Source organism: Microcoleus sp. B13-B6 (assembly GCF_036705405.1).
In the GTDB taxonomy this organism is placed as follows: Bacteria; Cyanobacteriota; Cyanobacteriia; order Cyanobacteriales; family Microcoleaceae; genus Microcoleus.
On the sequence record NZ_JAUBUJ010000011.1, the window covers coordinates 1 to 25,258 of the forward strand.

At 47.4% G+C, this 25,258-nt stretch carries 17 protein-coding genes; 9 read left to right on the forward strand and 8 right to left on the reverse strand.

Features of this window, described 5'->3' with window-relative positions; genetic code table 11:
* Positions 1-374 precede the first annotated feature (374 nt).
* Positions 375-2,603: a formate C-acetyltransferase gene (gene pflB / locus QUB35_RS06915; RefSeq protein ID WP_333140597.1), complete on the reverse strand. Its 2,229-nt coding sequence runs from the start codon at positions 2,601-2,603 to the stop codon at positions 375-377.
* Positions 2,604-3,023: 420 nt separating this feature from the next.
* On the opposite strand from pflB, the gene QUB35_RS06920 reads away from it, so the two are divergent.
* Complete coding sequence (locus QUB35_RS06920; RefSeq protein WP_333140599.1) at positions 3,024-5,744, forward strand: bifunctional acetate--CoA ligase family protein/GNAT family N-acetyltransferase; 2,721 nt, start codon at positions 3,024-3,026, stop codon at positions 5,742-5,744.
* 370 nt (positions 5,745-6,114) lie between these two features.
* Here the strand turns inward: QUB35_RS06920 and QUB35_RS06925 are convergent, their stop codons facing one another.
* Positions 6,115-6,717, reverse strand: a complete 603-nt coding sequence (locus tag QUB35_RS06925; protein ID WP_333140780.1) for a superoxide dismutase — start codon at positions 6,715-6,717, stop codon at positions 6,115-6,117.
* Between the two features lie 381 nt (positions 6,718-7,098).
* On the opposite strand from QUB35_RS06925, the gene QUB35_RS06930 reads away from it, so the two are divergent.
* On the forward strand, positions 7,099-7,638 hold the full coding sequence (locus QUB35_RS06930; protein WP_333105942.1) for a phosphate-starvation-inducible PsiE family protein: 540 nt from the start codon (positions 7,099-7,101) through the stop codon (positions 7,636-7,638).
* A 710-nt stretch (positions 7,639-8,348) separates the two neighbouring features.
* Here QUB35_RS06930 and QUB35_RS06935 read toward each other — a convergent pair.
* On the reverse strand, positions 8,349-8,900 hold the full coding sequence (locus QUB35_RS06935) for a peroxiredoxin (RefSeq protein ID WP_333140602.1): 552 nt from the start codon (positions 8,898-8,900) through the stop codon (positions 8,349-8,351).
* A gap of 119 nt (positions 8,901-9,019) precedes the next feature.
* On the opposite strand from QUB35_RS06935, the gene QUB35_RS06940 reads away from it, so the two are divergent.
* Positions 9,020-10,369, forward strand: coding sequence for a peptidylprolyl isomerase (locus tag QUB35_RS06940; protein WP_333140604.1), 1,350 nt, complete (start codon positions 9,020-9,022; stop codon positions 10,367-10,369).
* A gap of 80 nt (positions 10,370-10,449) precedes the next feature.
* Here QUB35_RS06940 and QUB35_RS06945 read toward each other — a convergent pair whose 3' ends face one another.
* The gene (locus tag QUB35_RS06945) at positions 10,450-11,163 is read right to left on the reverse strand and encodes a tetratricopeptide repeat protein (RefSeq protein WP_333140606.1); all 714 of its coding nucleotides are present in this window, start codon (positions 11,161-11,163) and stop codon (positions 10,450-10,452) included.
* 526 nt (positions 11,164-11,689) lie between these two features.
* On the opposite strand from QUB35_RS06945, the gene QUB35_RS06950 reads away from it, so the two are divergent.
* The 4 genes from QUB35_RS06950 to QUB35_RS06965 all read left to right on the forward strand — a co-directional run bounded on the left by QUB35_RS06950 (position 11,690) and on the right by QUB35_RS06965 (position 15,838).
* Positions 11,690-12,406, forward strand: a complete 717-nt coding sequence (locus QUB35_RS06950) for a pentapeptide repeat-containing protein (RefSeq protein WP_333140608.1) — start codon at positions 11,690-11,692, stop codon at positions 12,404-12,406.
* Between the two features lie 644 nt (positions 12,407-13,050).
* A complete protein-coding gene (locus QUB35_RS06955; RefSeq protein WP_445252019.1) occupies positions 13,051-13,782 on the forward strand; it encodes a cytochrome c biogenesis protein CcdA in 732 nt (243 codons plus the stop codon).
* A 315-nt stretch (positions 13,783-14,097) separates the two neighbouring features.
* Positions 14,098-15,510: a cytochrome c biogenesis protein gene (locus QUB35_RS06960; RefSeq protein ID WP_333140610.1), complete on the forward strand. Its 1,413-nt coding sequence runs from the start codon at positions 14,098-14,100 to the stop codon at positions 15,508-15,510.
* A gap of 130 nt (positions 15,511-15,640) precedes the next feature.
* The gene (locus QUB35_RS06965; protein WP_333140612.1) at positions 15,641-15,838 is read left to right on the forward strand and encodes a DUF2283 domain-containing protein; all 198 of its coding nucleotides are present in this window, start codon (positions 15,641-15,643) and stop codon (positions 15,836-15,838) included.
* Positions 15,839-15,875: 37 nt separating this feature from the next.
* On the opposite strand, the gene queF is transcribed toward QUB35_RS06965, so the two are convergent.
* The gene (queF, locus tag QUB35_RS06970; protein ID WP_006633986.1) at positions 15,876-16,295 is read right to left on the reverse strand and encodes a preQ(1) synthase; all 420 of its coding nucleotides are present in this window, start codon (positions 16,293-16,295) and stop codon (positions 15,876-15,878) included.
* Positions 16,296-16,440: 145 nt separating this feature from the next.
* Between queF and QUB35_RS06975 the strand changes: the two genes are divergently transcribed.
* On the forward strand, positions 16,441-17,037 hold the full coding sequence (locus QUB35_RS06975) for a hypothetical protein (RefSeq protein WP_333140615.1): 597 nt from the start codon (positions 16,441-16,443) through the stop codon (positions 17,035-17,037).
* An 84-nt stretch (positions 17,038-17,121) separates the two neighbouring features.
* On the opposite strand, the gene speD is transcribed toward QUB35_RS06975, so the two are convergent.
* Both speD and QUB35_RS06985 read right to left on the reverse strand, forming a co-directional pair.
* Entirely contained in the window at positions 17,122-17,544 is a 423-nt protein-coding gene (speD, locus tag QUB35_RS06980) for an adenosylmethionine decarboxylase (protein ID WP_190743421.1), read from the reverse strand.
* A gap of 253 nt (positions 17,545-17,797) precedes the next feature.
* On the reverse strand, positions 17,798-18,001 hold the full coding sequence (locus QUB35_RS06985) for a hypothetical protein (RefSeq protein WP_333140617.1): 204 nt from the start codon (positions 17,999-18,001) through the stop codon (positions 17,798-17,800).
* Positions 18,002-18,074: 73 nt separating this feature from the next.
* On the opposite strand from QUB35_RS06985, the gene QUB35_RS06990 reads away from it, so the two are divergent.
* Positions 18,075-22,982 (forward strand): ATP-binding protein, encoded by a 4,908-nt coding sequence (locus QUB35_RS06990; protein ID WP_333140619.1) that lies wholly within the window; start codon positions 18,075-18,077, stop codon positions 22,980-22,982.
* Between the two features lie 495 nt (positions 22,983-23,477).
* Here the strand turns inward: QUB35_RS06990 and QUB35_RS06995 are convergent, their stop codons facing one another.
* The gene (locus tag QUB35_RS06995) at positions 23,478-24,539 is read right to left on the reverse strand and encodes a pentapeptide repeat-containing protein (protein ID WP_333140621.1); all 1,062 of its coding nucleotides are present in this window, start codon (positions 24,537-24,539) and stop codon (positions 23,478-23,480) included.
* Positions 24,540-25,258 lie beyond the last annotated feature (719 nt).

Genomic DNA, 25,258 nt, shown 5'->3' on the forward strand with positions numbered 1-25,258 from the left:
GACTGTTGACTGTTGACTGTTGACTGTTGACTGTTGACTGTTGACTGTTGACTGTTGACTGTTGACTGTTGACTGTGAACTCGAATTTACTATTCCGATGCTAACGGATTTGATATGAGGGGGAGGGCGGGCTTAACAATAGCCGGAAAACTTTTCGGATCTCTTGTTTATAGCCGAGGCTCGCTCCCCCTGGCCAAGGGCGGGCACGGGGGCACCGCCCCTACGAAGGGGGATTTTCCGAGTTTCCGGTTCTCCCTTTCTTAAGGCTAGGGGGGATTGAGCTTAATTGTTTAACAGCTTCTTCAGTCCCCCTCTGTTCGGATGAAAGTTTGACTCTTGAGCGGTTGAAACCGCCGAGTTTTTTCTGCTGGGATTTAGACGCGCTCGTGGAAAGTCCGTTTAATCACATCTAATTGTTGTTCGCGGGTAAGTTTGATGAAATTAACCGCATAACCGGAGACACGAATTGTTAGCTGGGGATAGTTTTCTGGATGTTCCATCGCATCTAGTAATGTTTGCCGATCGAGGGCGTTAACATTGATGTGATGGCCGCCATCGTGGAAGTAACCGTCTAACAGACCAACTAGGTTATTAGTCCGATCGCTCTCCATTCTGCCCAAGGCCTGCGGTACAATCGAAAAAGTATTCGATATGCCATCTTGACAATCACTGTAAGGCAGTTTTGCTACAGAAGATAAGGATGCGATCGCCCCACAGGAATCTCGGCCGTGCATCGGGTTAGCACCGGGAGCAAAGGGTTCGCCTGCTTTACGTCCGTCGGGAGTGCTACCAGTTTTTTTGCCGTACACTACGTTAGAGGTAATCGTTAGTACCGATTGAGTCGCTACAGCCCCACGGTAGGTTTTGTGCTGGCGAATTTCGTTCATGAAGCTTTGCACAAGTTCGATGGCTAGACTGTCTACACGATCGTCATTATTGCCATATTTGGGATATTCTCCTTCGATCGAGTAATCCACTGCCAAACCTTGCTCGTTGCGGATCACCTTAACTTTAGCGTGTTTAATCGCCGATAGGGAGTCCGCCACCACAGAGAGTCCGGCAATTCCGCAGGCCATTGTCCGGTAAACATCGCGATCGTGCAATGCCATTTCTAGCCGTTCGTAGCAGTATTTGTCGTGCATATAGTGAATGACATTCAACGTATTGATATACGTTTTTGCCAACCACGCCATCATGTCGTGGAACCGGGCTCTTACCTCGTCATAATCGAGATATTCGGTAGTAATCGGTGGGAACTGCGGCGCGATTTGGTCGCCGGACTTCTCATCTTTACCGCCGTTAATCGCATAGAGCAAAGTCTTAGCCAAGTTAACTCGCGCGCCGAAAAACTGCATTTGCTTGCCAATTCGCATGGCAGAAACACAACAGGCGATCGCGTAATCATCGCCGTATTGAGGACGCATCAAGTCGTCGTTTTCGTACTGAATCGAACTCGTATCGCTGGATACCTTGGCACAGAATTCTTTGAAGTTTTCCGGCAAGTTTTCCGACCACAAAACAGTGAGGTTTGGTTCTGGTGCAGTACCGAGGTTTGACAGGGTGTGCAAGAATCGGAAACTGTTACGAGTTACCAATGTTCTACCGTCAGTGCTTATACCGCCGATCGCCTCTGTTACCCAAGTTGGATCGCCAGAAAACAGAGCGTTATAGTCGGGAGTCCGCAAAAACCGCACCATGCGGAGTTTCATTACAAAATGGTCGATCAGTTCTTGCAATTCCACTTCGGAACTCGCGCCACTTTGCAAATCGCGCTCGAAATAAATGTCTAAAAACGTCGATACGCGGCCCAGAGACATCGCTGCCCCGTTTTGTTCTTTCACTGCTCCCAAGTAGCCAAAATACACCCACTGGACAGCTTCTCGTGCGTTTGCCGCCGGACGGCTAATATCAAAGCCGTAGCTAGCCGCCATTTCTTTTAACTCAAACAAGGCCCGAATTTGCTCGGATAACTCTTCGCGCAAACGAATTGTTGCCTCGTCCATCGCCTCTAGTTCGAGTGATTCTTGCTGGGTTTTTTTATCATCAATTAGGCGATCGACACCGTACAAAGCAACGCGCCGATAGTCACCGATGATCCGCCCGCGTCCATAGGCATCTGGCAAACCTGTGATGATACCAGAACGTCTCGCCAGACGCATCGAGCGCGTGTAAACATCGAATACACCATCGTTATGAGTTTTGCGATATTTCGTAAATATTTCTTCTGTTTGCTCATCTAGCTGATAGCCGTAAGCTTCTAAACCTGCCTTGACCACCCGAATTCCGCCAAAGGGCATAATCGCGCGTTTCAAAGGTTTATCTGTTTGCAAACCTACTATTTGTTCTAAGTCGCGATCGATGTATCCTGCTGCATGAGCCGTGATAGATGTGGGAACTTTTGTATCAACATCCAATACACTTTTTTCGCGCTCTTGCTTCATTAGTTCCAGGACTTTGTGCCAAAGCTGCTGGGTTTTTTCTGTTGGTGCTGCGAGAAATTCTGCATTCCCTTCGTAGGGGGTGTAATTCTTTTGGATGAAGTCTCTGACGTTGACTTCGTTTGTCCAGTTGCCTTCAGTAAAGCCGTGCCATTCTGCAAACATAGCTTGCTTTCCCCTCAAATTTTTGTTAGCGATCGATCTTTTCTTCTTCGACCACTACATCTAGTATATATTTAATTTCACTATTTTAAATCCTCAGTTCGCTATTTGTTACAAAAGTTGACTTGCTAATTCGGTGGGAAGAATTAAGATAGATAGTAGGCAGAGCATCCTCTTGAATTATTGTTGAGGAAGCTCTGACAAACTTGGCTCCCCAACTAACACTTGGACAACGGAAAGGTTGTTTAAGGGCGGGTAGGTCGGCAACGGGCAATGAGATTTTTGGGTCACGAACCGCGAACACGAGAGAAAGATGAAGAAAAAGCCGAAAAAGAGTTCGGATTTGATTCGGTGATTGTTATCGAAAGCAGAGCAATATTAATTGCTGATTAATTGAAGTAGGGTACTATGCAGATAAATTCAATGAATCAAAGCACTGCGAGCGATCGGGCTCACGATATTTGGAAAGAACAGCGTCATCCGCTCGATCGGATTTTTCGGCCTCGCTCCGTGGCTGTAATCGGCGCAACAGAGAGAGAAGGAAGCGTCGGACGAACTCTCCTGTGGAACTTGATTCGGAATCCGTTTGGCGGAACAGTTTTTCCAGTGAATCCCCAGCGCCACAGCGTCTTGGGACTCAAGTCTTATCCTGACATTGCTAGCGTCCCGGAAGTAGTGGATCTGGCGGTGATTGCTACGCCTGCTGCTGGGGTGCCGCAAGTGATCCGCGAATGTATCGCTGCTGGGGTGAAAGGGGCAATTATTGTTTCTGCTGGGTTTAAAGAGATTGGCGCGGCTGGGGAGGCTTTAGAACAGCAAGTTATGGCCGAGGCGCGTCGGGGCGGAATGCGGATTATCGGCCCAAATTGCCTCGGGGTGATGAATCCTGTGCTTGGGCTCAATGCTACTTTTGCAGGTACGATCGCCCGTCCGGGTAATGTCGCCTTCATCAGTCAAAGCGGCGCCCTCTGTACTTCGATTCTCGACTGGAGTTTGGGGGAAAATGTCGGTTTTAGCGCTTTTGTGTCGATCGGCTCTATGCTTGATGTCGGTTGGGGCGATCTGATCGAGTATTTCGGGGACGATCCCCATACCCACAGTATCGTTTTGTACATGGAATCTATGGGTGATGCTCGTTCGTTTCTGTCCGCCGCCCGCCCAGTGGCGATCGACAAACCGATCATCATTCTCAAGGTAGGACGTACCGCCGCCGCCGCCCAAGCCGCCGCTTCCCATACGGGGGCTTTGACCGGTAGCGATGACGTGCTTAACGCTGCTTTCCGCCGCTGTGGCGCGTTGCGCGTACATACGATTTCCGATTTGTTCGACATGGCAGAAATTCTGGCCAAGCAACCGCGACCGCAGGGCAACCGCCTATCGATCGTCACCAATGCAGGAGGCCCAGGGGCGATCGCCACTGATGCCTTAATTAGCGACGGCGGTGCGCTGGCAAATCTGTCACCGGAGACGGTGCAGAAGCTTGATGAGTTTTTGCCCCCTCAGTGGAGTCATCACAACCCGATCGATATTTTGGGCGATGCTAGTAGCGATCTTTACGCCAAAACTCTAGAAGTTGTCGCTCCCGATCCCAATAGTGACGGATTGCTGGTCATCCTGACGCCACAAGCGATGACAAATCCCACCCAAACCGCAGAAAAACTCAAGTCTTACAGCAAACTCGGAAAGCCCTTATTAGCAAGCTGGATGGGCGGTGTGGAAGTGTCAGCGGGAACGCAAATTCTCAATCAGGCAAATATTCCGACTTTCCCTTATCCCGATACCGCCGTCAGGTTATTCAACTATATGTGGCGGTACACATACAACCTGCGCGCTATCTACGAAACGCCATCTCTCCCCGCTGATTGCGAAATCGAGACTTCCGGGTGTGCGACTGCTGCGAAGATTTTGACTGCCGCGGGCCAAAACAATCGCACTCTATTAACCGAGTACGAATCAAAACAGTTGCTGGCTGCTTACGGCATTCCCACCGTAGCGACAGAAATTGCAGCAAGTGCGGCCGAAGCTGTGGAAATTGCCGATCGCCTCGGTTATCCAGTGGTGCTAAAACTCCATTCTGAGACGATTACTCACAAAACCGATGTGGGGGGTGTAAAACTAAATTTAGGCGATGCTAACGCTGTAATTAGTGCCTTTGAGGCGATCGCCCAGCGGGTACGGGCGATCGATCCTGCAGCGTTTCTTGGCGTAACCGTGCAGCCGATGGTGCATTTGGAAGGCTATGAACTAATTTTGGGTAGCAGTATTGACCCACAATTTGGGCCGGTGATGCTGTTTGGTTCCGGCGGACAATTAGTGGAAGTCTTTCAAGATCGATCGCTCGCCCTTCCGCCTTTAAATACCACCCTAGCGCGGCGGATGATGGAGCAAACTCGCATCTATAAAGCTTTGCAAGGAGTGCGCGGTCGATCGGCAATTGACCTGGTACAACTCGAACAGTTATTAGTTCGTTTCAGTCAACTGATTGTAGAGCAACCTCAAATTTCCGAGATTGATATTAATCCGCTGTTGGTTTCTCCTGAAGGTGCGATCGCTCTTGATGCCCGCGTTGTTCTCCAGACAACAGAAAACCGCATTTCACCCGCGATTCGCCCCTATCCTACGCAATACGTTCAAACATGGTCAACAAACGGCGATCGTCCCCTCACCATCCGTCCCATTCGCCCAGAAGATGAGCCGCTGATGGTGCTCTTCCACAAAGAACTTTCCGAAGAGAGCGTGTATTTGCGTTACGCTCACATGGTAAAGTTAAAGCACCGCATCGCTCACGAACGTTTGACCCGGATTTGTTTTATTGACTACGATCGGGAAATGGTGTTAGTAGCCGATCGTCAAGACCCGGAAACCTCAGAACACCGGGTTTTGGGAGTAGCGCGTCTGAGCAAACTCCACGGCACAAACCAAGCCGAATTTGCGCTGATCGTTAGCGATAGCTATCAGAAGCGCGGTTTGGGAACAGAATTATTGAGGCGGATGCTGCAAATTGGTCAGGAAGAGAAATTAGAGGCGATCGTTGGCTACATTCTCAATAGCAACTACCAGATGCAGAGCCTCTGTAAAAAACTAGGATTTGAACTCCAACCAGACCGAGACGAAGGAATGTTGAAAGCTGTTTTTGTCTGCTAAGCTGTGGAGCATTTAAACCACTAACGAGGCTTGTATGGTGCGTCAGGAGTGAACACTTACGCGCTTATGCGGGAAACACTTCTGTACGCTCCGCACCCTACAATCGTCTTTTAAATGCCGAACAGCTTAATAGCAAGTTTGGTTAAACTGATATCTTGCACCATTCTCAATTAGCCGTAGGGGCGGGTTCGCCAACAGCCTTAAAGCTTGCAAATAGGTTCTATAAACCCGCCCGACCCCACGAAAAATCCTCTTATTGATATTGCTGCAAGATGTCAGGTTAAATAATTCTCATTCATCACCACTAAAGTCCTCACTACAAACCGATAAAGTTTGTAGTGAGGACTTTAGTCCTCAAACTAAGATGCTACTAAGCCGCAGCCAAATTTGCTGCTGCGAAATCCCAGTTAGCCAAATTATCCAAGAAATTAGTAATGTAGTCGGGACGGCGGTTTTGGAAATCCAAATAATAAGCGTGTTCCCACACATCCAAAGTCAGCAACGGAGTTTGACCGTGTGCTACGGGGGTGTCAGCGTTAGCTGTTTTGGTAACTTTCAAAGTACCGTTGTCCACAACCAGCCAAGCCCAGCCGCTACCGAACTGAGTTGTCGCAGCAGTCTTAAATTCTTCTTTGAATTTGTCGAAGCTGCCGAAGTCGGCGTTGATTTTCTCAGCTAAAGCTCCTGTCGGAGTGCCACCGCCGCCCGGTGCGAGGGAATTCCAGAAAAAATTGTGGTTCCAAACTTGACCTGCATTGTTGAAAATGCCAGCTTTGGATGGGTCTTTAGCAGATTCCTTGACAATTTCTTCAAGGGATTTGCTCGCCATTTCAGTTCCTTCAATCAGTTTATTCAGATTGGTCACGTAAGCAGCGTGGTGCTTGTCGTGGTGGAACGAAAAAGTGTTGGCCGACATATGACCTGACTCTAGGGCGTCAGCGGCGAAGGGTAATGGTGCAAGTTCAAATGCCATTGTGTTCAATCCTCTCTGGATTACTTTTGGTTTTTGGGCTAACTTTCCGGCTTTTGTATGATTAAAGCCGAGAGTCGCTAGCTTGAGTTTATCAAGCTGTGGTAAATAATTCTTTACAATTTTCATATTTTATAGCAGTTGGGGCATTCCAGCATTCAGACTTGTATTTTTTAGATATCAAAGCTACTTATTGCAGGTTTCACATAGCATAAAGTATCACTAAATGTCAAGCCACCGGGGTGGCAAATAAAAGTGTGTGTGAAATTGTCAACCGAGCGAAATTTTATGAGACTGATAAATAGATTAAACCTGTAAATTGTCAAAGATTAACCTAAGTTCAATTAAGCTGTAAGGAAGTCAAACAAGTTGCAGGAGCTGTCAATGGAAAAGCGTTTAAACAACTCGTCCAGTCACCCCCCTCAATGGTTGAATCTTCAATTAATCGTCACCGCTCTGGAAACAGTCCAAGACTTAATTGTAATTTCCCTATGTATTGGTTTGTTTTGTTTCATGGTGCTCGAACTGCGAGAAATGTTCTTCTCGCTGCTACCTCCTTTGAATTTCCAGGAAGTCACTGCCGACATTCTATTCTTATTGGTTTTGGTGGAATTATTTCGCCTGCTAATTATTTATTTACAAGAGCAGCGGGTTTCGATAGGTGTGGCTGTGGAAGTTTGTATAGTATCTGTTTTGCGAGAAGTTATCGTGCGGGGAGTGCTGGAAACTCCCTGGGTTCAAATATTATCAACAGGCGCATTTTTGCTGGTTTTGGGAGTGTTGTTGGTAGTCCGAGTTTGGTTGCCGCCAACCTTCGAGGGAATTGACCCGGAACGCCGCCTTGCTAGCAGAAATAGAAAATTTTCAGAGCCTGAATCTTCTTCGGAGCCTCTTGCAGTCAATAGCAAGTTTAATTCTCATTGAATATGGCATGACAGGCGATTTTAGATTTTAAATTTACTCTGATATTGCTTGTCACGTTACCAGCCATCATTTCCCGTAAAACTGAGATGTTGCACCATTGTCAATAAGGGGCTCTCCTGCCCGTTCCACAAAGAGTAGATTTTCTCGTGGGGAGTAGGGGTTGGGCAGGAGAACCCACCCAAAAAAGGATTATTGAGAATGCAATACGCTTGGGTTAAGCTCGATCCCCCGGCGCCTAGGGCGGGCACTCTTGGCACCGCCCCTACGAAGGGGAGTAGGGGGTGGGACAAGAAATTACTCAAAGTCAACCCCTACTCCCCAACAATCAGGGGGAGTAGGGGGTATGCGAGGGGGATATAGCCCGGAATAAATAGTTTTAACCCAAGCGTATTGATTGAGAATGGTGCAAGATGTGAGGTCAAATCAACGGGAGCATCTCACCTTTGCAGCCCTCCGCTAGAAATTGGAGTTTTGAGGCAGGAGGCAGGAGGCAGGAGGCAGAAGGAAAGAGGCAGAAGGAAAGAGGCAGAAGGAAGGAGCCAGAAGAAGTATTTTTACAAATATGAGATGCTCCCAAATCAACCTGATAACGTTTGCAGTGAAGACTAAAATCATCTGCATTTTCAGAGGATTTTAGTCCTTACTACAAACACAAGCTTCCTCAGTCATTCCCAATTCTTCCAATCTAAAATCTAAAATCTAAAATGGTATTACCCGTTAGCCTGCAATTCCCCCAAACGGGCAAACACTTCTTTAGAATGAATCGCCGGATTAATCTTCACAAAAGTTTCCCGCAAAATGCCTTCAGGGTCAATAATAAAACTGTGCCGCGCCGAGATAAAACTCATCCAAGAACCGTAAGCTTTACTCACTTTACCATCCGTATCAGCTAACAGCGGAAACTTTAAACCTTCCGAATCGCAAAATTCCGCGTGGGAGTTGACATCATCAGCGCTAATACCGATAATTTGAGTATTCTTTGCCAAGTATTTCGGCAAGTCTTCCTGAAATCTCCGTGCTTCGATCGTACATCCCGATGTAAAGTCTTTCGGATAAAAATAGACTACCAGCCACTTACCGCGATAATCGGACAGGGAGACTTGTCCCTCGCCGCTGTTTGTCGGCAAACTAAAATCCGGTGCCGCTTCATTCAGCGTCGGAAGCTTGCCACCGAGGGCCAATGCAGGTGTGGCAAAATTGAAACTTAGAACAACTAGACAAATTGCCAATAAAGTGCTAAAAAACTTGCGACGGGACATCATAAATTTAGAAGTAGAACTGTACTTAAGACAAGTTTACAGTTTTCTGATTAAATGGGTAAGGGCAATTCGCGGATTGCTTCTAAAACCCAACGATCACTCACTCAAATAGCAATTTACCCATGAGCGCTGCACTCCCGTTAACAGGCAAAGCTATAGTAGTCCAGGTAATTAACGGTCAACCCGTTACGATCGAAGTAGACGGCACTAATGCCCCGATTACTGGGGGAAATTTTGTTGACTTAGTTGAACGTGGCATTTACGACGGGGTGATGTTTCACCGAGTTGTGCGCCAGCCAGAGCCTTTTGTGGTGCAAGGAGGCGATCCGCGCAGCAGAGATACGACAATTCCCGCAAGTCAATTGGGAACGGGTAATTTTATTGACCCGGATACCAATCAGCCGCGTTTTATTCCTTTGGAAATTAAGCCACAAGGGGCCGCGCAACCTGTTTACAACCAAGTTGTAACCCAGACGCCGCAGTTGCCGCACACTCGCGGGGCTGTGGCAATGGCTCGTTCTAATGCTTTGAATTCTGCTTCTTCGCAGTTTTATTTTGCTTTGGATGATTTGCCATTTTTGGATGGTAATTATGCTGTTTTTGGCAACGTTATTCAAGGTTTTGAAACGGTGAATGCGGTGCAGCAGGGCGATCGCATTTCGACTGCAAAAGTCGTTCAAGGAATCGTTCCCAGTCGGGTTTCTAGCATAGTTAGCGATGTTAATGCGCTTAACGCTTTAATCAATAGTACCAATTTCGTAAATCTATCTTTGCGAGCGCTCAGACTGTCAAACACCACCAATAACTATCAAGTCACTTCCCAAGACTCTCAGCAAAATCCCAGCGGTGTAGTGGGAGGTAGCGGCAACAATGCGATCCTCGGTTCACCCACGGATGATGCAATTAATGGCAGCCAAGGCAACGATACCCTCACGGGCGAAGCGGGTGACGACTTTCTCAGAGGCGGCAAAGGTAACGACTCCATTAGCGGAGGTGTTGGCAACGATATTCTGATTGGCAATTTCGCTGACGATATTCTCAATGGTGATGCTGGTAACGACTTTTTGCGAGGCGGTCAAGGGAATGATATCTTAATTGGTGGTGATGGCAATGATATTTTGATTGGAGATACAGGCAACAATACTCTCACAGGAGGTAGTGGTGCAGATACTTTTGTTTTGCTCGGAGTAGATCCTGCTTCTCTTCCTTTTATTACCCTACCCCCGACAAGTCATACAATAGTTGATTTTAGACCAGAGGAAGGCGATCGCATTGCTTTGACAGGAAATTTATCCGATACTACATTCACTCAATCTGGAAGCAATACTGTAATTAACTTGGCAGCGGCTTCTACTGTGGTACAAAATGCTACCGTCGCCTCTGTTCAAAATGCAGCCTTTGCAATTCCTTTATCTAGGATTCCTAGTGCTCCTAACCCTCAACCTACCGATGCAGCCTTGAGAATTGGCTAACTTTAACTAGAGGTGTAAGGTGCGCTGCACCTTACCCAATTCCCAATTCCCAATTCCCAATTCCCAATTCCCCAATTCAACTAATACCATAGCTGGCTAATTTTAGAAACCGCATCTTGATAAGAATCCATTCTCCCCTGCAGCTTAAAAAGCCCTGCCGCCTTCTGAAAATCCTCAAATGCTCCCTGAACCTCTCTCAATTTATATCTAATCACTCCTCGGTTAAAGTAAGCTTTAGCAAAATCGCTATCGAGGCGAATTGCTGACTCAAAATCAGCTAGTGCTGCCAGGGAATTCTCCATTTGCAGGCGGATAGCACCTCGGTTAAAGTAAGCTTGGGCTAAATTGGGGTTCAGCAGCAGTGCCGAGTTGTAATCTGCGATCGCCGCAGTATAATCTTTTAAACCAGTCAGCATAAACCCCCGATTGCTGTAATACTTGGCTCGGTAAGGATTGAGTTCGATGGCTGTAGTTAAATCTTCGATCGCCGATTGCTTGTAGCCTAATTTGTAGCGGGCCACACCGCGATCGTTATAAGCTGACGCGAATTGCGGATTAATGTTAATTGTGGCAGTAAAATTTTTAATAGCGCCGTGCAAGTCTTGTTGTTCGAGATTTTTTAAACCCTGAGTGTAAAACTTTTGGGTACTAACTTTTAAATTTGCCTCTTGTCGGGATTCAGCTTGCTCCCCCGGAAATACTTTGCCTGCAATATTAGTGAATCCCAAAGATTCGATCGAATTGAAAATAGTTGTGACAACTAATTGGCTTGGGAGAAGGGGGATAGTAGGCATGGGAGGAGTGGTGTTCAACTGTATGCACTTATTTTCCTCCATACTTCAGCTACTGACAGTGATATCCGTAGTCTCAGGAACGTGATAAGTTTGATGAGATTTGGTGATGCTGGGGCTTGAGTTGTGTGATGAAAGTTGGGCTTAGTTAGTGATGACGATCGCAATTGTGAACAAATGCGTCTACAACCCTTTAAATATAAGGTTTTCAGGCTAGCTTGGCGGTTTCTTTCTTCCCATAGTGAGCAGTTCCTACCGGGATTGTTTGCAGGTAGGCCCCTGGGGGAGCGATCGCAACTGCCCGCAGCAAGTATTACTTTGTAGCGATATTCGATCGGGATTTGTCCATCGAACACGGCCATCTTAAACCCGGTTTTTACTCACGCCCAGAGCACCATTCTCGCTTAACAGGCTTTCCGGCCTGTTCCACAAATTACTAATATTTTTGAGTAATCTTGCTGAGGAAAGTTGCAGATTATTTGCTATGCTTTGATTAGACATCAATAATTAATGGCGCAAATTAGTGTCAATGAAAAGAGTTATGAGGTTGAAAATTTTCTTCGCGGCCGTATTGGCGATCGTCCTGTTCACTCTCTACTTAACTCCTCCTGTGATGGCCGCGAATGGGGAGGATTTGAGTCACCTATTAAAAGATAATTGGTGCGTCAGCTTTCTCTGGAAGCAATGCGATTTGAGCGCTGTCGATTTGCGGGGAGCTAATCTCCAAGAAGCCAATTTGTCCGGCGCTAATTTGTCCGGTGCTAATTTGTCCGGTGCTAACTTAAAAAATGCTGACCTTTCTGGTGCAGACCTCAGTGGCGCTAATTTAGCAAATGCTGAGATTTTAGGCACGGATCTCAGTCGAGCCAATTTGACCGAAGCTAATTTCAACGGCACGAAGTTGTGGGATGCTAATCTGACTTTGGCAAATCTGAGCCGCGCCAATTTACAAGATGCTAATGTCTTAGATTCTCGACTTTGGGGAAGCAATCTCACGGAAGCTAATTTAACGGATGCGACGCTGCACGGTGCTGATTTGCAATATGCTAATTTAGCCGACAGTAATTTGAGAGGTGCTGACTTGCACAGCTTCTTTTTCCGAGGTTCCAAACAAGTCACAAATTTGAGCAATGCTAATTTAGAAGGTGCTACTTTAACGGGAGCAAATCTCAGAGGTGCGGTGCTGGCAGGGGCAATAATGCCGGACGGGTCTATTAATGAAGAAAGTGGCTTGAATTTACAGTAGAGTAAAATTAAAGTCTGCTTGAATAATTTCAACAACAGGCTTTCGGGCTGATTTCGCAGTGAATGAATTATCGGGTGTAGCTGCGCCCGTTGCCAACAGCTTGTTGAGGAGGCTGTCAATCGATTTTAGATTTTAGATTTTAGATTTTAGATTGAAGCCTTGACCCCACGGATAAATTCGGGGGCTCCTTTATCGGATACAGGTTTTTATTTCTGGGTCCTGAGTCTGCGAAGGAATGAATCCGGGGGCTTGTATCCTGGATGCTTGCGGTCAAGATATCAATTTAAACCAGGGTGCGATCGACCTTTTAACTCCCAACCAGTAAATATCGCTAAAATCTAAAATCTCAAACCGAACCTGCGCGCATCTGTTACAATTTTCAACAAAGCCAGAACACCCCCGAACCTGAAGTCACCTGCCTAGGGCTACAAGCCCCCGACAGGAGTCGTGAAGAGCAAAAATATTAGGTATTTAGTTGAAACTCCCAGATTCATCTGTAGAGTCAATCTAAAATCTAAAATCTAAAATCTAAAATCGATGGGCTGTGGAGTCAATCTAAAATCTAATAATCTAAAATCTAAAATCTAAAATCGATGGGCTGTGAGTCAATCTAAAATCTAAAATCTAAAATCTAAAATCGACTGATGGAAACCCTGCAAACTCAACTTTACGAACTCGCACAATTTGCTAATAATTTAGTAAATACTCAACTGACAAACCTCAGTTTAGTCAGCGTCGGAGTCATCTTTCTGGCAGGGTTGCTAACGAGCTTAACACCCTGTATGCTTTCCATGTTGCCGATCACGATCGGCTACATCGGCGGATACGAAGCAAAAAGCCGCCTGCAAGCTGCCGCCCAGTCTGCGTGGTTTTCCCTGGGATTAGCCACCACCCTTGCGGGTTTAGGTATTGTAGCATCATTTGCCGGACAAGTTTACGGGAAAATTGGCGTGGGTTTGCCGATTCTTGTCAGCATTATTGCTATTCTAATGGGGCTGAATTTACTCGAAGCTTTACCTTTGCAACTGCCGTCTTTCGACGCTGTGGGGTGGGTGCCGAAAGATTTGCCGGCGGGCGTGCGATCGTACTTATTGGGCTTAACTTTTGGTTTAGTAGCGTCTCCCTGCAGCACGCCGGTTTTAGCTACACTCTTAGCTTGGGTTTCCAAAACGGGAGATACAGTTTTAGGTGGTGTGTTGCTGCTGTTTTACGCTGCTGGCTACGTCGCTCCGCTGATTATAGCAGGTACTTTTACTGCTAGCATTAAAAAGTTGTTAGAATTACGTCGGTGGTCGAGTTGGATTACGCCTTTTAGCGGCGTTTTGCTAGTAGGATTTGGTGTTTTCTCCCTGCTTTCCCGGATACTTCCCGCGTAAGGTTCGTACTCAGGGCTTCAGCCCTTATTTATAGATATGGCAATCACTACGAAATGCGTGAATTAAGTTTTTTTTAACGAACCGCGAAGACGCGAAGAACACGAAGGAAGAAAGAAAGAAAAGAGAAAGAATTCAAAATTGATTGAAACTTTTTCAATAAAAATAATAATATTGGGTTCATCTTTTTTTTCCCTCCTTTCTCTTCCTTCTCCCTTCTTCCATCCGTTACATCCGTTACACAATCCGTTGCCGAACTTCCTTCCATCCGTTACATCCCGTACATTGCTCGTTGCCGAACTTCCTCCATAATTACCAATGACATCAAAAGAAGTATTTCTATCAAAACTCTCAAACTGGGCGACAGCCCCTCAAAGGTTTTTCAAGCGAGAAATCTTGCCGGTGCTAGCAGATTTGCGGCTGGCAATTATCTTGCTGCTGACGATCGCATTTTTCAGCATTTCTGGCACTGTCATCGAACAAGGCCAATCAGTACCCTTTTACCAATCTAACTATCCAGAACACCCCGCTTTGTTCGGCTTCCTAACTTGGAAAGTTGTGCTAATTGCAGGACTTGACCACGTATACCGCACTTGGTGGTTTTTGTCAATCCTCATTTTGTTCGGCAGCAGCTTAACAGCTTGTACATTTACCCGACAATTTCCCGCACTAAAAGCCGCCCGCCGCTGGAAATTTTATGAAGAACCAAAGCAGTTTGAAAAATTAGCTCTCAGTGCGGAATTAGAAACAGTTGCTTTAAGTTCGTTAGAACCACTTTTGCAGCAAAAAAATTACCGCATATTTCGAGAAGGCGAAAAAGTTTATGCCCGCAAGGGAATAATTGGTAAAATCGGCCCGATTATTGTTCACGCCAGTATGCTAATTATTTTAACTGGGTCGATATGGGGCGCAATGACGGGATTTCTCGGTCAAGAAATTGTTCCCAGTGGCGAAACATTTCAGGTGCAGAATATCCTGGATGCGGGGCCTTGGGCCGGGCCGCAAATACCGAAGGATTGGTCGATGCGAGTTAATCGGTTCTGGATTGATTATACTCCCGAAGGCGGAATCGACCAATTTTACTCTGACCTGTCAGTTTTGGACAAAACAGGCCAAGAGGTCGATCGCAAAACCATTCACGTTAACGAGCCCCTCAGATACCGGGGAGTCACTTTTTATCAAGCAGATTGGGCAATAGCCGCCGTGCGAGTTCGCCTCAACAAAAGCCCGGTTTTACAATTGCCAATGGCTCAGCTAGACACCCAAGGTAAAGGCCGAATTTGGGGTGCTTGGATTCCCACAAAACCCGATTTGAGTGCGGGAGTTTCTCTGCTAGCAAAAGACTTGCAAGGAACGATGTTAGTGTACGGTACGGATGGCAAATTGTTAACTACAGTTCGCGCAGGCACGGCGGTAGAAGTTAACGGAGTCATGCTGACAATTGACGAAGTTGTAGGCAGTACGGGATTGCAAATTAAAGCCGATCCGGGTATTCCGATCGTTTATACTGGCTTTGGGTTGTTGATGCTTAGCGTGCTGATGAGCTATCTGTCTCACTCGCAGATTTGGGCTTTGGAAACCAACGGCAAACTATACGTCGGCGGGCGCACAAATCGCGCTCAGGTGAGTTTTGAGAGAGAAGTTGTGGAGATTTTGGACAAGTTGGCAGAATCGAAAAAAGAGGAAGAAAAGAGCGAAATAGCGCCGACTTCTCTAGCGAATCAAAACTAACCGTAGGGTGCGCTAGGCGCACCTTACACCAGGTAAAAAACGGATAATTAAACAGGAAATAAATGTGATAAAAAGGATTGAGTTCAGTTAACACGCATTACTAAAAAGAGAGATTCTAGAAAGTCAAGATATGAAAAAGATTAGATACAGCCAAGATGTAGATGCGATGCTGATCGAAATTTCCGATTGCCCGATCGCCTATGCCGAAGATGAAGGAAACATGATTCTGCACTATTCTAGCAGCGGAGAACTGGTGTTGATTGAAATATTAAATGTCAAACAATTTATGTCATTAGAATCTCTCTCCGATGAGATACCTACCCGCTAAAGCAGTTCAAGCGGGCGGACACTCACAGGGACTGCACCTACTTCTGATGCGACACCTCAATCACGGTGTGGACATTCCCGCGTGGCGAAAAATCGCCCTTAATCGTCGCTTCCAGCGGCGCGCAAGCCGCCACAAAATCGTCTAAAATTTGATTGATCGATTCTTCGTGAGAAATGTAGCGATCGCGATAACTGTTAACGTAGAGTTTGAGCGCTTTTAACTCTACCACCCGCTCGTCTGGCACGTAAGTAACGTGAATAGTCGCAAAATCGGGATAGCCAGAAAACGGACACTTGCAAGTAAACTCCGGCAAAGTGATGTTAATCGAGTAGCGCCGCCCGACTCGCGGATTCGGGAAAGTAATTAACTCCCCTTCCAAAATCTGGCGTTCGCCGTATTTCATTTCTTCGGTGCTTGACTTTTGCGACATAGTTTGTTCCGGTGCGTAGTTGTTCATAGCGATTGACCAAAAACTTGTAACATTAAATTAAATTTACGTTCAATATCTGTAACAAATATCTTGACGAATTTTGTTGCGATCGATCTAATTGCAAATAGTCTCAGGCTAAACTAAAACAAGTTCACCCTCGCCATCTACAATTATGCAAAATACTACCTTATCTGACAATACTTCCCCTGAAAACTCAAATAGTTACTCTCCATCGGTACCGATTTCCCTCTATCGAGAAGTCACGGCAGAGCTCCAAGCAGCCCAAGCGATGGTGGACTCCCTCAAAACCCACAATCAGCAATTAGTCCAACAAAATCAACAACTGCGGCGAGAAGTAGAAACAGTAGTTCAAGTATCCCAACAGTTACAGCAAGTAGTCAACTCGGCTCAGAGCGTCACCCAGACAGGAATGCCTCAAATGCCGTCAGTCAAATTCAATTTCAGCATTGAACCTCCGCCCCCACCACCTGTAACCTCGCAGACTAACTCTGCCATACCTCAACCACCTCAGACAGTGGCTTTCCCCTTCCCAATACCGGAACCGGAGCCAACAGCCACCTCAATGCCGCAGCCACTTCCCGAAAAATTATTTACAGAGGTGCCAGAAACTCCTTACCGTGTGCGATCTCAACTCAAAAAAACCTCAGATTTAAGCGGATTGTGGTTGGCGATCGCGATTTTTCTGATTGTGATTGCAGCTTTCGGTGCAGGTTATTTAGTTGTCCGCCCTTTATTAATGAAAAAGTAAATTCCAACAAGAATCCCACGGCTCAAGCCGTGGGATTTTAAACAAAACCTAGCATAAATTGTTCAAAGTTACGCTAATTGGCCATCATCCTCTGGCGGCAATCGTTTCTACTGAACGAGGGGCATACTGCTCTTCACAAGCAGAACCTACGATTCCCACCCCTGGCTCGAAACCGCGCGTGAACTCAGTGAGTTTTACCTGTTTAGCTTCCAAAGCTGTCTGTAGCACCTTCATGGCTCGGTGAGGGTCGCCGGCTCCGCAGAAAAATAAATCTGCAGCAAAATAACCGTGTTCAGGCCAAGTATGGATTGCTATATGGGACTCTGCCAAAGTAGCAGTAGCTGTCACTCCGTGAGGACTAAACTGGTGTACGCACAAATCGATGAGAGTAGCTCCTCCGGCTTCGATCGCATCGAGAATAGCGCGGCGGATACGTTCAGGATCGTTGAGCAGGTCTCCAGGAGACTGCCAAGCATCAGCGACCAGATGGGTTCCCAATTGTTTCATTCTGCGGGGTTTTACCTCTATTGAAGTTAAGTCTCAAACCTTTTAACGTTAGCACGATGTCAAAAATTTTGCAAGTATTTTTCACAAAGAAAGATGCAGGTTAGGAGAAGTACGCATCACCAACCGCTTGCGGTATAGTGGGGTCGAACTGTCTCACAGGCAGAGGCCACTAATCGAATTCGTGTTATTTCAGCGCTGCCAAGTTCTTCTCAAACCACCTTGTTTGATTAAAGCGATCTTTTGTTTCCATTGGCTAAAAACCAAAGCTCGATCGTTCCGGCCGTGACGGAATTGATATGAGATCGAAAGGCAAAAGATGCACGGCTATCCTCTCATGCGTAAAATTCGCCACAGCCGGAACGATCGCCCGCCGGGCCGATTCCAGCGCTCGCTCTGGCAGCCTATGCTGTAAAAGTTGACCAGCAACAGGCGATCTCCGCTGGGTTTCTGGCGTCACCTAGCTAAACCCGCCCGGTCAGCCGAGATAGTATCGTTGCCCGTTGGTGTGGGATCAATGGAAAGACAAGCGCATGATCCAGCAGTATCAACTCGTTGAACAGATTTTTGCAGGCAATAGCGAGATGGCGATGCTGATGCGATCGCACGATTGGTCGCTTTCTGCCCTTGGTGCCGTTGAAACCTGGCCTCAAAGCTTGAAAACCGCGATTCGGATCATCTTAGGCTCTCGCTACCCCATGTTCGTCTGGTGGGGACAGCAGATGACCAACTTTTATAACGATGCTTACATTCCTGTCCTCGGCAAGCGACATCCGCAAGCACTAGGTCAGCCTGCGTCACGGGTATGGGCTGAAGTCTGGGACACGGTAGGGCCGCAAGCAGAAGCGGTTTTGAACCAGGGACAATCGACGTGGAATCAAGAATTGCTTCTGGTAATGGAGCACAACGGGTATACAGAGGAAACCTACTTTACCTTTTCCTACAGTCCGGTGGCGAATGATGATGGCCCAGTAGGGGGCATTTTCTGCGCCTGTAGCGAGGACACTCAGCGCGTTTTGAGCGATCGCCGCTTGGCAACGCTGCGCGAATTAGCAGCAGAAACAGTCACTGCCAAGACGCAAGAAGCAGCTTGCGAGATTTCCGCCACCGTATTGACCAATAACGCCTATGACATCCCGTTTGCGCTGTTTTATCTACTCGATGGCGAAAGCGAGATCGCACGACTCGCGGGTACAACAAGGTTAGCAGCCGGAACCGGAGCCTCTTGTGAGGCGATCGAGCTTACATCCGCCCAAAAGTGCCAGTGGCAATTGAAGCAAGTCATGGAGACGGGCGAAAGCAGAATCATTGAAGATTTGGAGGCGCAATTTGGACTTTTACCGGGCGGCGCGTGGTCCGGGTCTCCTCATCAAGCGGTAGTTCTACCACTAGCTCGATCGGGAGAAACCTTCGGGTTCCTGATTGCGGGAGTGAGTCCGCTGAGAACGTTTGATGATGATTACAAAGGTTTTTTTGACTTGATGGCAGGGCAGGTGACAACAGCGATCGCGAACGCCCAAGCCTATGAAGCAGAACGCAAACGCGCCGAAGCACTGGCTGAGTTAGACCGCGCCAAAACCACGTTTTTTAGCAATGTTTCGCACGAATTCCGCACGCCGCTGACCTTAATGCTGTCGCCGTTGGAAGAAACGATCGCGAATTTGAATGGAACAATTCCACCTCAAGAACGCGAACAATTACAGTTGGTGCAGCGTAACGGAATGCGACTGCTCAAACTCGTCAATAGCTTGCTCGATTTCTCACGCATCGAAGCAGGTCGAGTCCAGGCCGCTTATGAACCTGTAGATTTGGCAACCTATACGGCGGAACTTGCCAGCACGTTTCGATCGCTGATTGAACGGGTGGGAATGTCGCTAATTGTTGACTGTCCACCCTTGCCCGAAGCGATTTATATCGATCTCGAGATGTGGGAAAAAATTGTTCTCAATCTATTATCAAATGCTTTTAAGTTTACGTTAGCGGGAACAATTACTGTTCGATTGCAGTGCGGCGAAAATTGTGTTGAATTATCAGTTGCAGATACAGGAGTCGGTATTCCGTCCGAAGAACTACCGCATTTATTTGAGCGATTTCATCGAATCAAAAACTCGCAAGGGCGGAGTTTTGAAGGTTCCGGCATTGGGCTATCGCTAGTACAAGAACTCGTCAAACTACATGGGGGAGCGATCGATGTCACCAGCACTTTTGGACTGGGAAGTTGCTTTACAGTGACGATTCCCACCGGAACAGCTCATCTGCAGCCGGAGCGCATTGGTGCCAGTCGCAGGTTAGCATCAACGGCGTTAGGCGCGATGCCATATATCGAAGAAGCTCAACGCTGGTTGCCAGAAGGCGATTTTAGATTAGAAGAATCGAGCATGGCTCCATCCACTCATGAACTCGTCAATCAACCCGCTCAATCTAAAATCCAAAATCTAAAATCTAAAATTCTCCTGGCCGATGATAACGCTGATATGCGCGATTATATTCGACGACTCCTGAGCGGTTCTTATATTGTTCAAACCGTCGCCGATGGCATTGCCGCATTGACTGCCATTGAGAAGAATCCACCCGATTTGGTATTGACAGATGTGATGATGCCGGGGATGGATGGGTTTGAGTTGTTGCGATCGCTGCGTTCTAATCCCGCAACCCAAGACATTCCCATCATTCTATTATCAGCCCGCGCGGGCGAAGAAGCGCGTATTGAAGGACTCGCAGCCGGCGCCGACGACTATCTGATTAAACCCTTCTCGGCGCGTGAACTGCTGGCAAGGGTAGAAGCAAGTTTGAAGCTGGCACGGCTACGACAGGAAGCAACTGTGCGAGAGCGAACCATTTTGGGGCGGGTGACCGATGCGTTTATGGCAATGGATCTCGACTTTCGCTTTATCTACGCCAACGAATCGGCACAACGAGTGTCGCGAACCCCCCTAGAAGCAATGCTGGGCAAAACGATGTGGGAAGCCTTCCCAGGCACGATCGGCAATCAGTTTGAAATCCAGTGTCGCCGATCGCTCAGCGAGCAAATCGCGGTGGAATTTGAGGAATATTATGCGCCGTTTGATTTGTGGCTAGAGGTTCACGTTTATCCTTCACCGACGGGGCTGTCTCTTTTCTTCCGGGATATCAACGATCGCAAAAAAATTGAGCAGGAACGGGAACGGTTTCTGGCCGTCGGTTCGGATTTGCAAGTGATTACGGGCATAAACGGGTATTTCCACTGGGTCAGCCCAACCTTTGAACGAACCCTCGGCTGGACACCAGACGAAATGACATCCCGCCCCTGGACTGAGTTTGTGCACCCGGACGACTTGGACACCTCCATTGCAGAAACCGACAGTCTGTTCTCCGGTAACAAAACCTTTACGTTTGAAAACCGTTACCGCCACAAAGATGGCTCCTATCGCTGGTTTATCTGGAATGCCCAGCCGCACCCAGAAGAACAAGTGATTTACGGTGCTGCCGTTGACATCACCGAGCGCGTGCGCGTCGAAAACGAGCGCCAACGGGCGGAAGCAGCCTTGCGTGAAAGCGAGGAGCAGAGCCGGAATATTATAGAGAGCATTGGTGAAGCATTCTTTGCCGTGGATGAGAACTGGCGGTTCACCTACGTCAATCAATTTGCCGAAACCTTGCTCGATCGCACTCCGGGTGATTTGATTGGCAAGAATTTATGGGAAGAATACCCAGGACTGATTGGTAGCGAGTTTGAGCCGATCTACTGGAGCGCCATGCGCGATCGCCTGCCTGCGTCACTGACGGCGTTTTATCCCGACCACGATCGTTGGTACGAAGTCCGCAGCTACCCTGCCGCACAGGGAATCACCGTTTATTTCAAGAATGTCACCGATCAAATTCAAGCGGAAGCAGCCCTGCGCCAATCGGAGGAACGCTATCGAACGCTGTTCGAGTCGATCGATGAAGGCTTTTGCATCATTGAAGTGCTATTTGATGCCAATGATACGCCGATCGACTACCGCTTCTTGGAAATCAATCCTGTCTTCGAGCAACAAACAGGACTTCGACAAGCCGTTGGTAAAACGGTGCGTCAGTTAGTTCCAGATATTGAAGACCACTGGATTAAGGTTTACGGACAAGTCGCCCTGACGGGTGAATCCGTTCGCTTTGAAAATGGCTCCGAAGCGCTGAACCGTTGGTTTGACGTTTATGCTTGCCGCACCGGGCAGCCAGAAGCCCGAAAAGTTGCCGTCGTGTTCAAAGATATTAGCGATCGCAAGCGCATGGAAGGTGAACGCGAAAAACTCCTGCAACGCGAACAGACTGCACGAGAAGCCGCCGAACGTGCCAACCGCATTAAAGACGAGTTTCTGGCAGTGCTGTCTCATGAGTTGCGAACGCCCCTCAACCCTATTCTCGGCTGGTCGAAGCTGTTGCAGCAAAACAAACTGGGCGCTCCAAAAACGGCTAGCGCCCTTGCCTCGATCGAACGCAACGCCCAACTCCAGCTACAACTGATTGATGACCTGCTCGACATCTCCCGCATTCTGAGCGGCAAACTGAGTTTGAATGCGATGTCTGTTGACTTGAATATGGTGATCTCGGCCGCTTTAGAAACCGTTCGACTAGCCGCCGAAGCCAAGTCACTGCAAATTCAAACCACCTTTTCACCCTCCCAGGGAATGGTAATTGGCGATTCCGGGCGTTTGCAGCAAGTAATCTGGAATCTTTTATCCAATGCGGTGAAATTCACCCCTCAAGGCGGGCAAATTAGCGTTAGGTTAACCCAAAGTAGAACTCATGCCCAGATTCTTGTCACCGATACTGGAAAAGGCATCAATCCTGACTTTCTGCCTTATGTGTTTGAGCATTTTCGGCAAGAGGATGGAGCCACAACTCGTAAATTTGGGGGTTTGGGATTGGGGCTGGCGATCGCACGGCAAGTTGTTGAGATGCACGGTGGCAGAATTTGGGTTGAAAGTAGGGGTGAAGGACAGGGAGCCACCTTCACCGTTGAACTTCCCCTCTTGCATACCGCGAATCGGGTTGAAGAAGTTGCCGATACAACTGAAGTTCGATCGAACGATCTTCACCTTGCCTCTCTGCGCGTGTTGGTTGTGGATGATGAACCGGATTCACGCGAGTTTGTGGCGTTTGTAGCCCAACAAGCCGGAGCCAAAGTGACTGCCCTTGGGTCTGCGATCGAGGCACTGCAACTGCTCTCAACCACACCCTTCGATATCCTCCTGTGCGACATCGGAATGCCGGATATGGATGGCTATATGCTAGTGCGGCAAGTGAGAGCTCTACCACCAGAGCAGGGCGGGCAAATTCCGGCGATCGCCCTGACTGCTTATGCTGGAGACTTTAATCAGAACCAAGCTCTTGCTGTTGGGTTTCAACGTCATCTTGCAAAACCTGTCGAACCCAATGAGTTAGTCCAAGCAATCGTGACATTGCTAAGGAAACTGAATCGCTGACTGCGAATTTTAATAGATTGTCTGCGATCGAAAATCTATAGCAATCCTAAATCATTTGCATAATTATTGTAGGGGCAATCCCCCCGTGGTTGCCCGATAGATAGGGGGTAGGCACGGGGAGTAGGGGTAGCACTACCCCTACAAATTTATCTGAATCATTTAGGATTGCTATATATAAACCCGCCTCGCACAACCAATTACTCAATTCTGACTCCTGGCTCCTGAATTCTTTATTGTCAAAAGTTTTGAGTTTTAAATTAAAGATTATTTAACTTAAAACTCAAAACTATTTTCCCTTAATCAACTCCTCATATCAATTCCTGCTGCGCCGGAATGATATCAAATCCGCGCTTCATAGTAGGGCGTAAAGTCGAATCCCAATGCCAACAAATAATTCGCGCAATTTTCATTTTTTTAACCCCTCCTTCAACCGTCAACAGTCAACAGTCAACAGTCAACAGTCAACAATGATAAGGAGTGCAACCGGAATCGATATCAATCCCGGCTGTGAGTAGCTCCATTCGGCAAAATTGCGCCGCCCAAAGCTGCTTCATTCAAATTATCAACATTCAAGCTCGCCCCAATCAAATTAGCCTCGGACAAATTAGTTCCTGTCAAATTCGCCCCTGTCAGAGAACTTAGCAGCAAACCCGCTCCAGACAAATTGGCGTGACTCAAATTCGCCCCCCGCAAATCCGCTTCCAGCAAGCTAGCGCCTGCCAAATTCGCACCGCTCAAATTAGCTCCCCGCAAAGAAGCTTTGTTCAAATTCGCAGCCCTCAAATCAGCATTGTGCAGAATCAAACCATTTAAATTAGCTTTACTCAAATTAGCTCCCTGCAAGTCGGCACCGCTCAAATTAGAGCCATTTAGATTGGCCGATTGCAAGTCAGCACCGCTCAAGTCAGCACCGCTTAAATTAGCAGCGCTAATAGAAGCCTCCCGCAGACTTGCTTCGCTCAAACAAGCCCCAACTAAATTGACGCCGCTGAGATTTCCGCGATTGAGATAAGCCCGAGTTAAAGTTGCTCCGCTCAGGTTCGCCCCGGTCAAATCTACCTCGCTGAGAATCGCTCTAGTCAGATTTGCTCTGCTTAAATCAACGCCGCTCATAATTGCTCGGCTCAGCGTCGCCCCGCTCAAATTAGCCTCCGTTAGTTTCGAGCCGCTTAGCAAACAAGCTCCTACTAAACTCGCTCCCGTCATCACAGCTTTGCTCAAGTCAGCCTGAGACAATATTGCTCCGCTGAGATTTGCCCCGCTAAAATCTGCGGCGATCGCCACAGTTCCAGTTAAACTAGAACTACCGAGGTTAGCTTCAATTAATTTCGCCTTAGACAAATTAGCCCCGCTCAAGTCGGCGGCGTTTAAATTAGCTCCAATCAGTTTGCTTTTAATTAAGTTGGCGCCTTTCAAATTAGCGTTGCTCAAATTTGTTCGACTGAGATTAGCTTCACTCAAATGAGCTGCAATGAGGTTAGCCCCTCGAAAATCTCGTTCCCCGTTTCTATGTCTAGTTAAAAGTTCATCGGCACTTAAAAGTTCAGTGAAATTCATAAAAAAATTGAGTGAGTTTCCTTAATTTCTCGATGTTCTATGTTGTCTGAAAATTTGTACTATCGTGTTTGGCCGTAAGTTTTTTAAACCTATACTGCCACATTAACAATTGTCAAAACTGGTTGATTCCTAGCATCACCCCGCTCACCTAGTTATAACTCACGAAAAACCCGGTTTGTCGTAAATAATCTGGGTGTTTTCAGCGCGGCAGTCCTGAAGAAACCGAGTTGCTCGCCGCCTGTAAGCCCTGTAAGTCTTATGGGGCTAGTAATTAGTTGGCGGTTGATGTTAGTTGTTAATTGTTAGTTGTATTTATACTAACTGCTAATCACTAACTATTAACTGCTAACTATTTACCAAAATACCGAGAATTTGTCGATCGATCTTGTCAAGGTCGCTCGAATATTGGGGGTATTGCTGGCGGCATCCGCGCCGCATTCTGACCCGATAATTTGCCACTACAGGCGATCGAATTTATTAGTGCAATCAAGAAACAAGATATCGGAGCTTCAACCCCAAATGCCTTCTACATAAGTGCCTTTTATCTTCGATCGCCCATGAAAGCAGAGCCCGGTCAGCTCAGCTAGTTTCACCTCCCCCCACTGTGCTGCGCGCCAGTGAAATCCCACAGGAAGGCTGTTTCCCTCGGAGTGCTGAGCGAGTCCCAGGCAAAGCAAACAATACGCTGCCCTGAGCCTGAGATTTCGCGAAAAAAGACG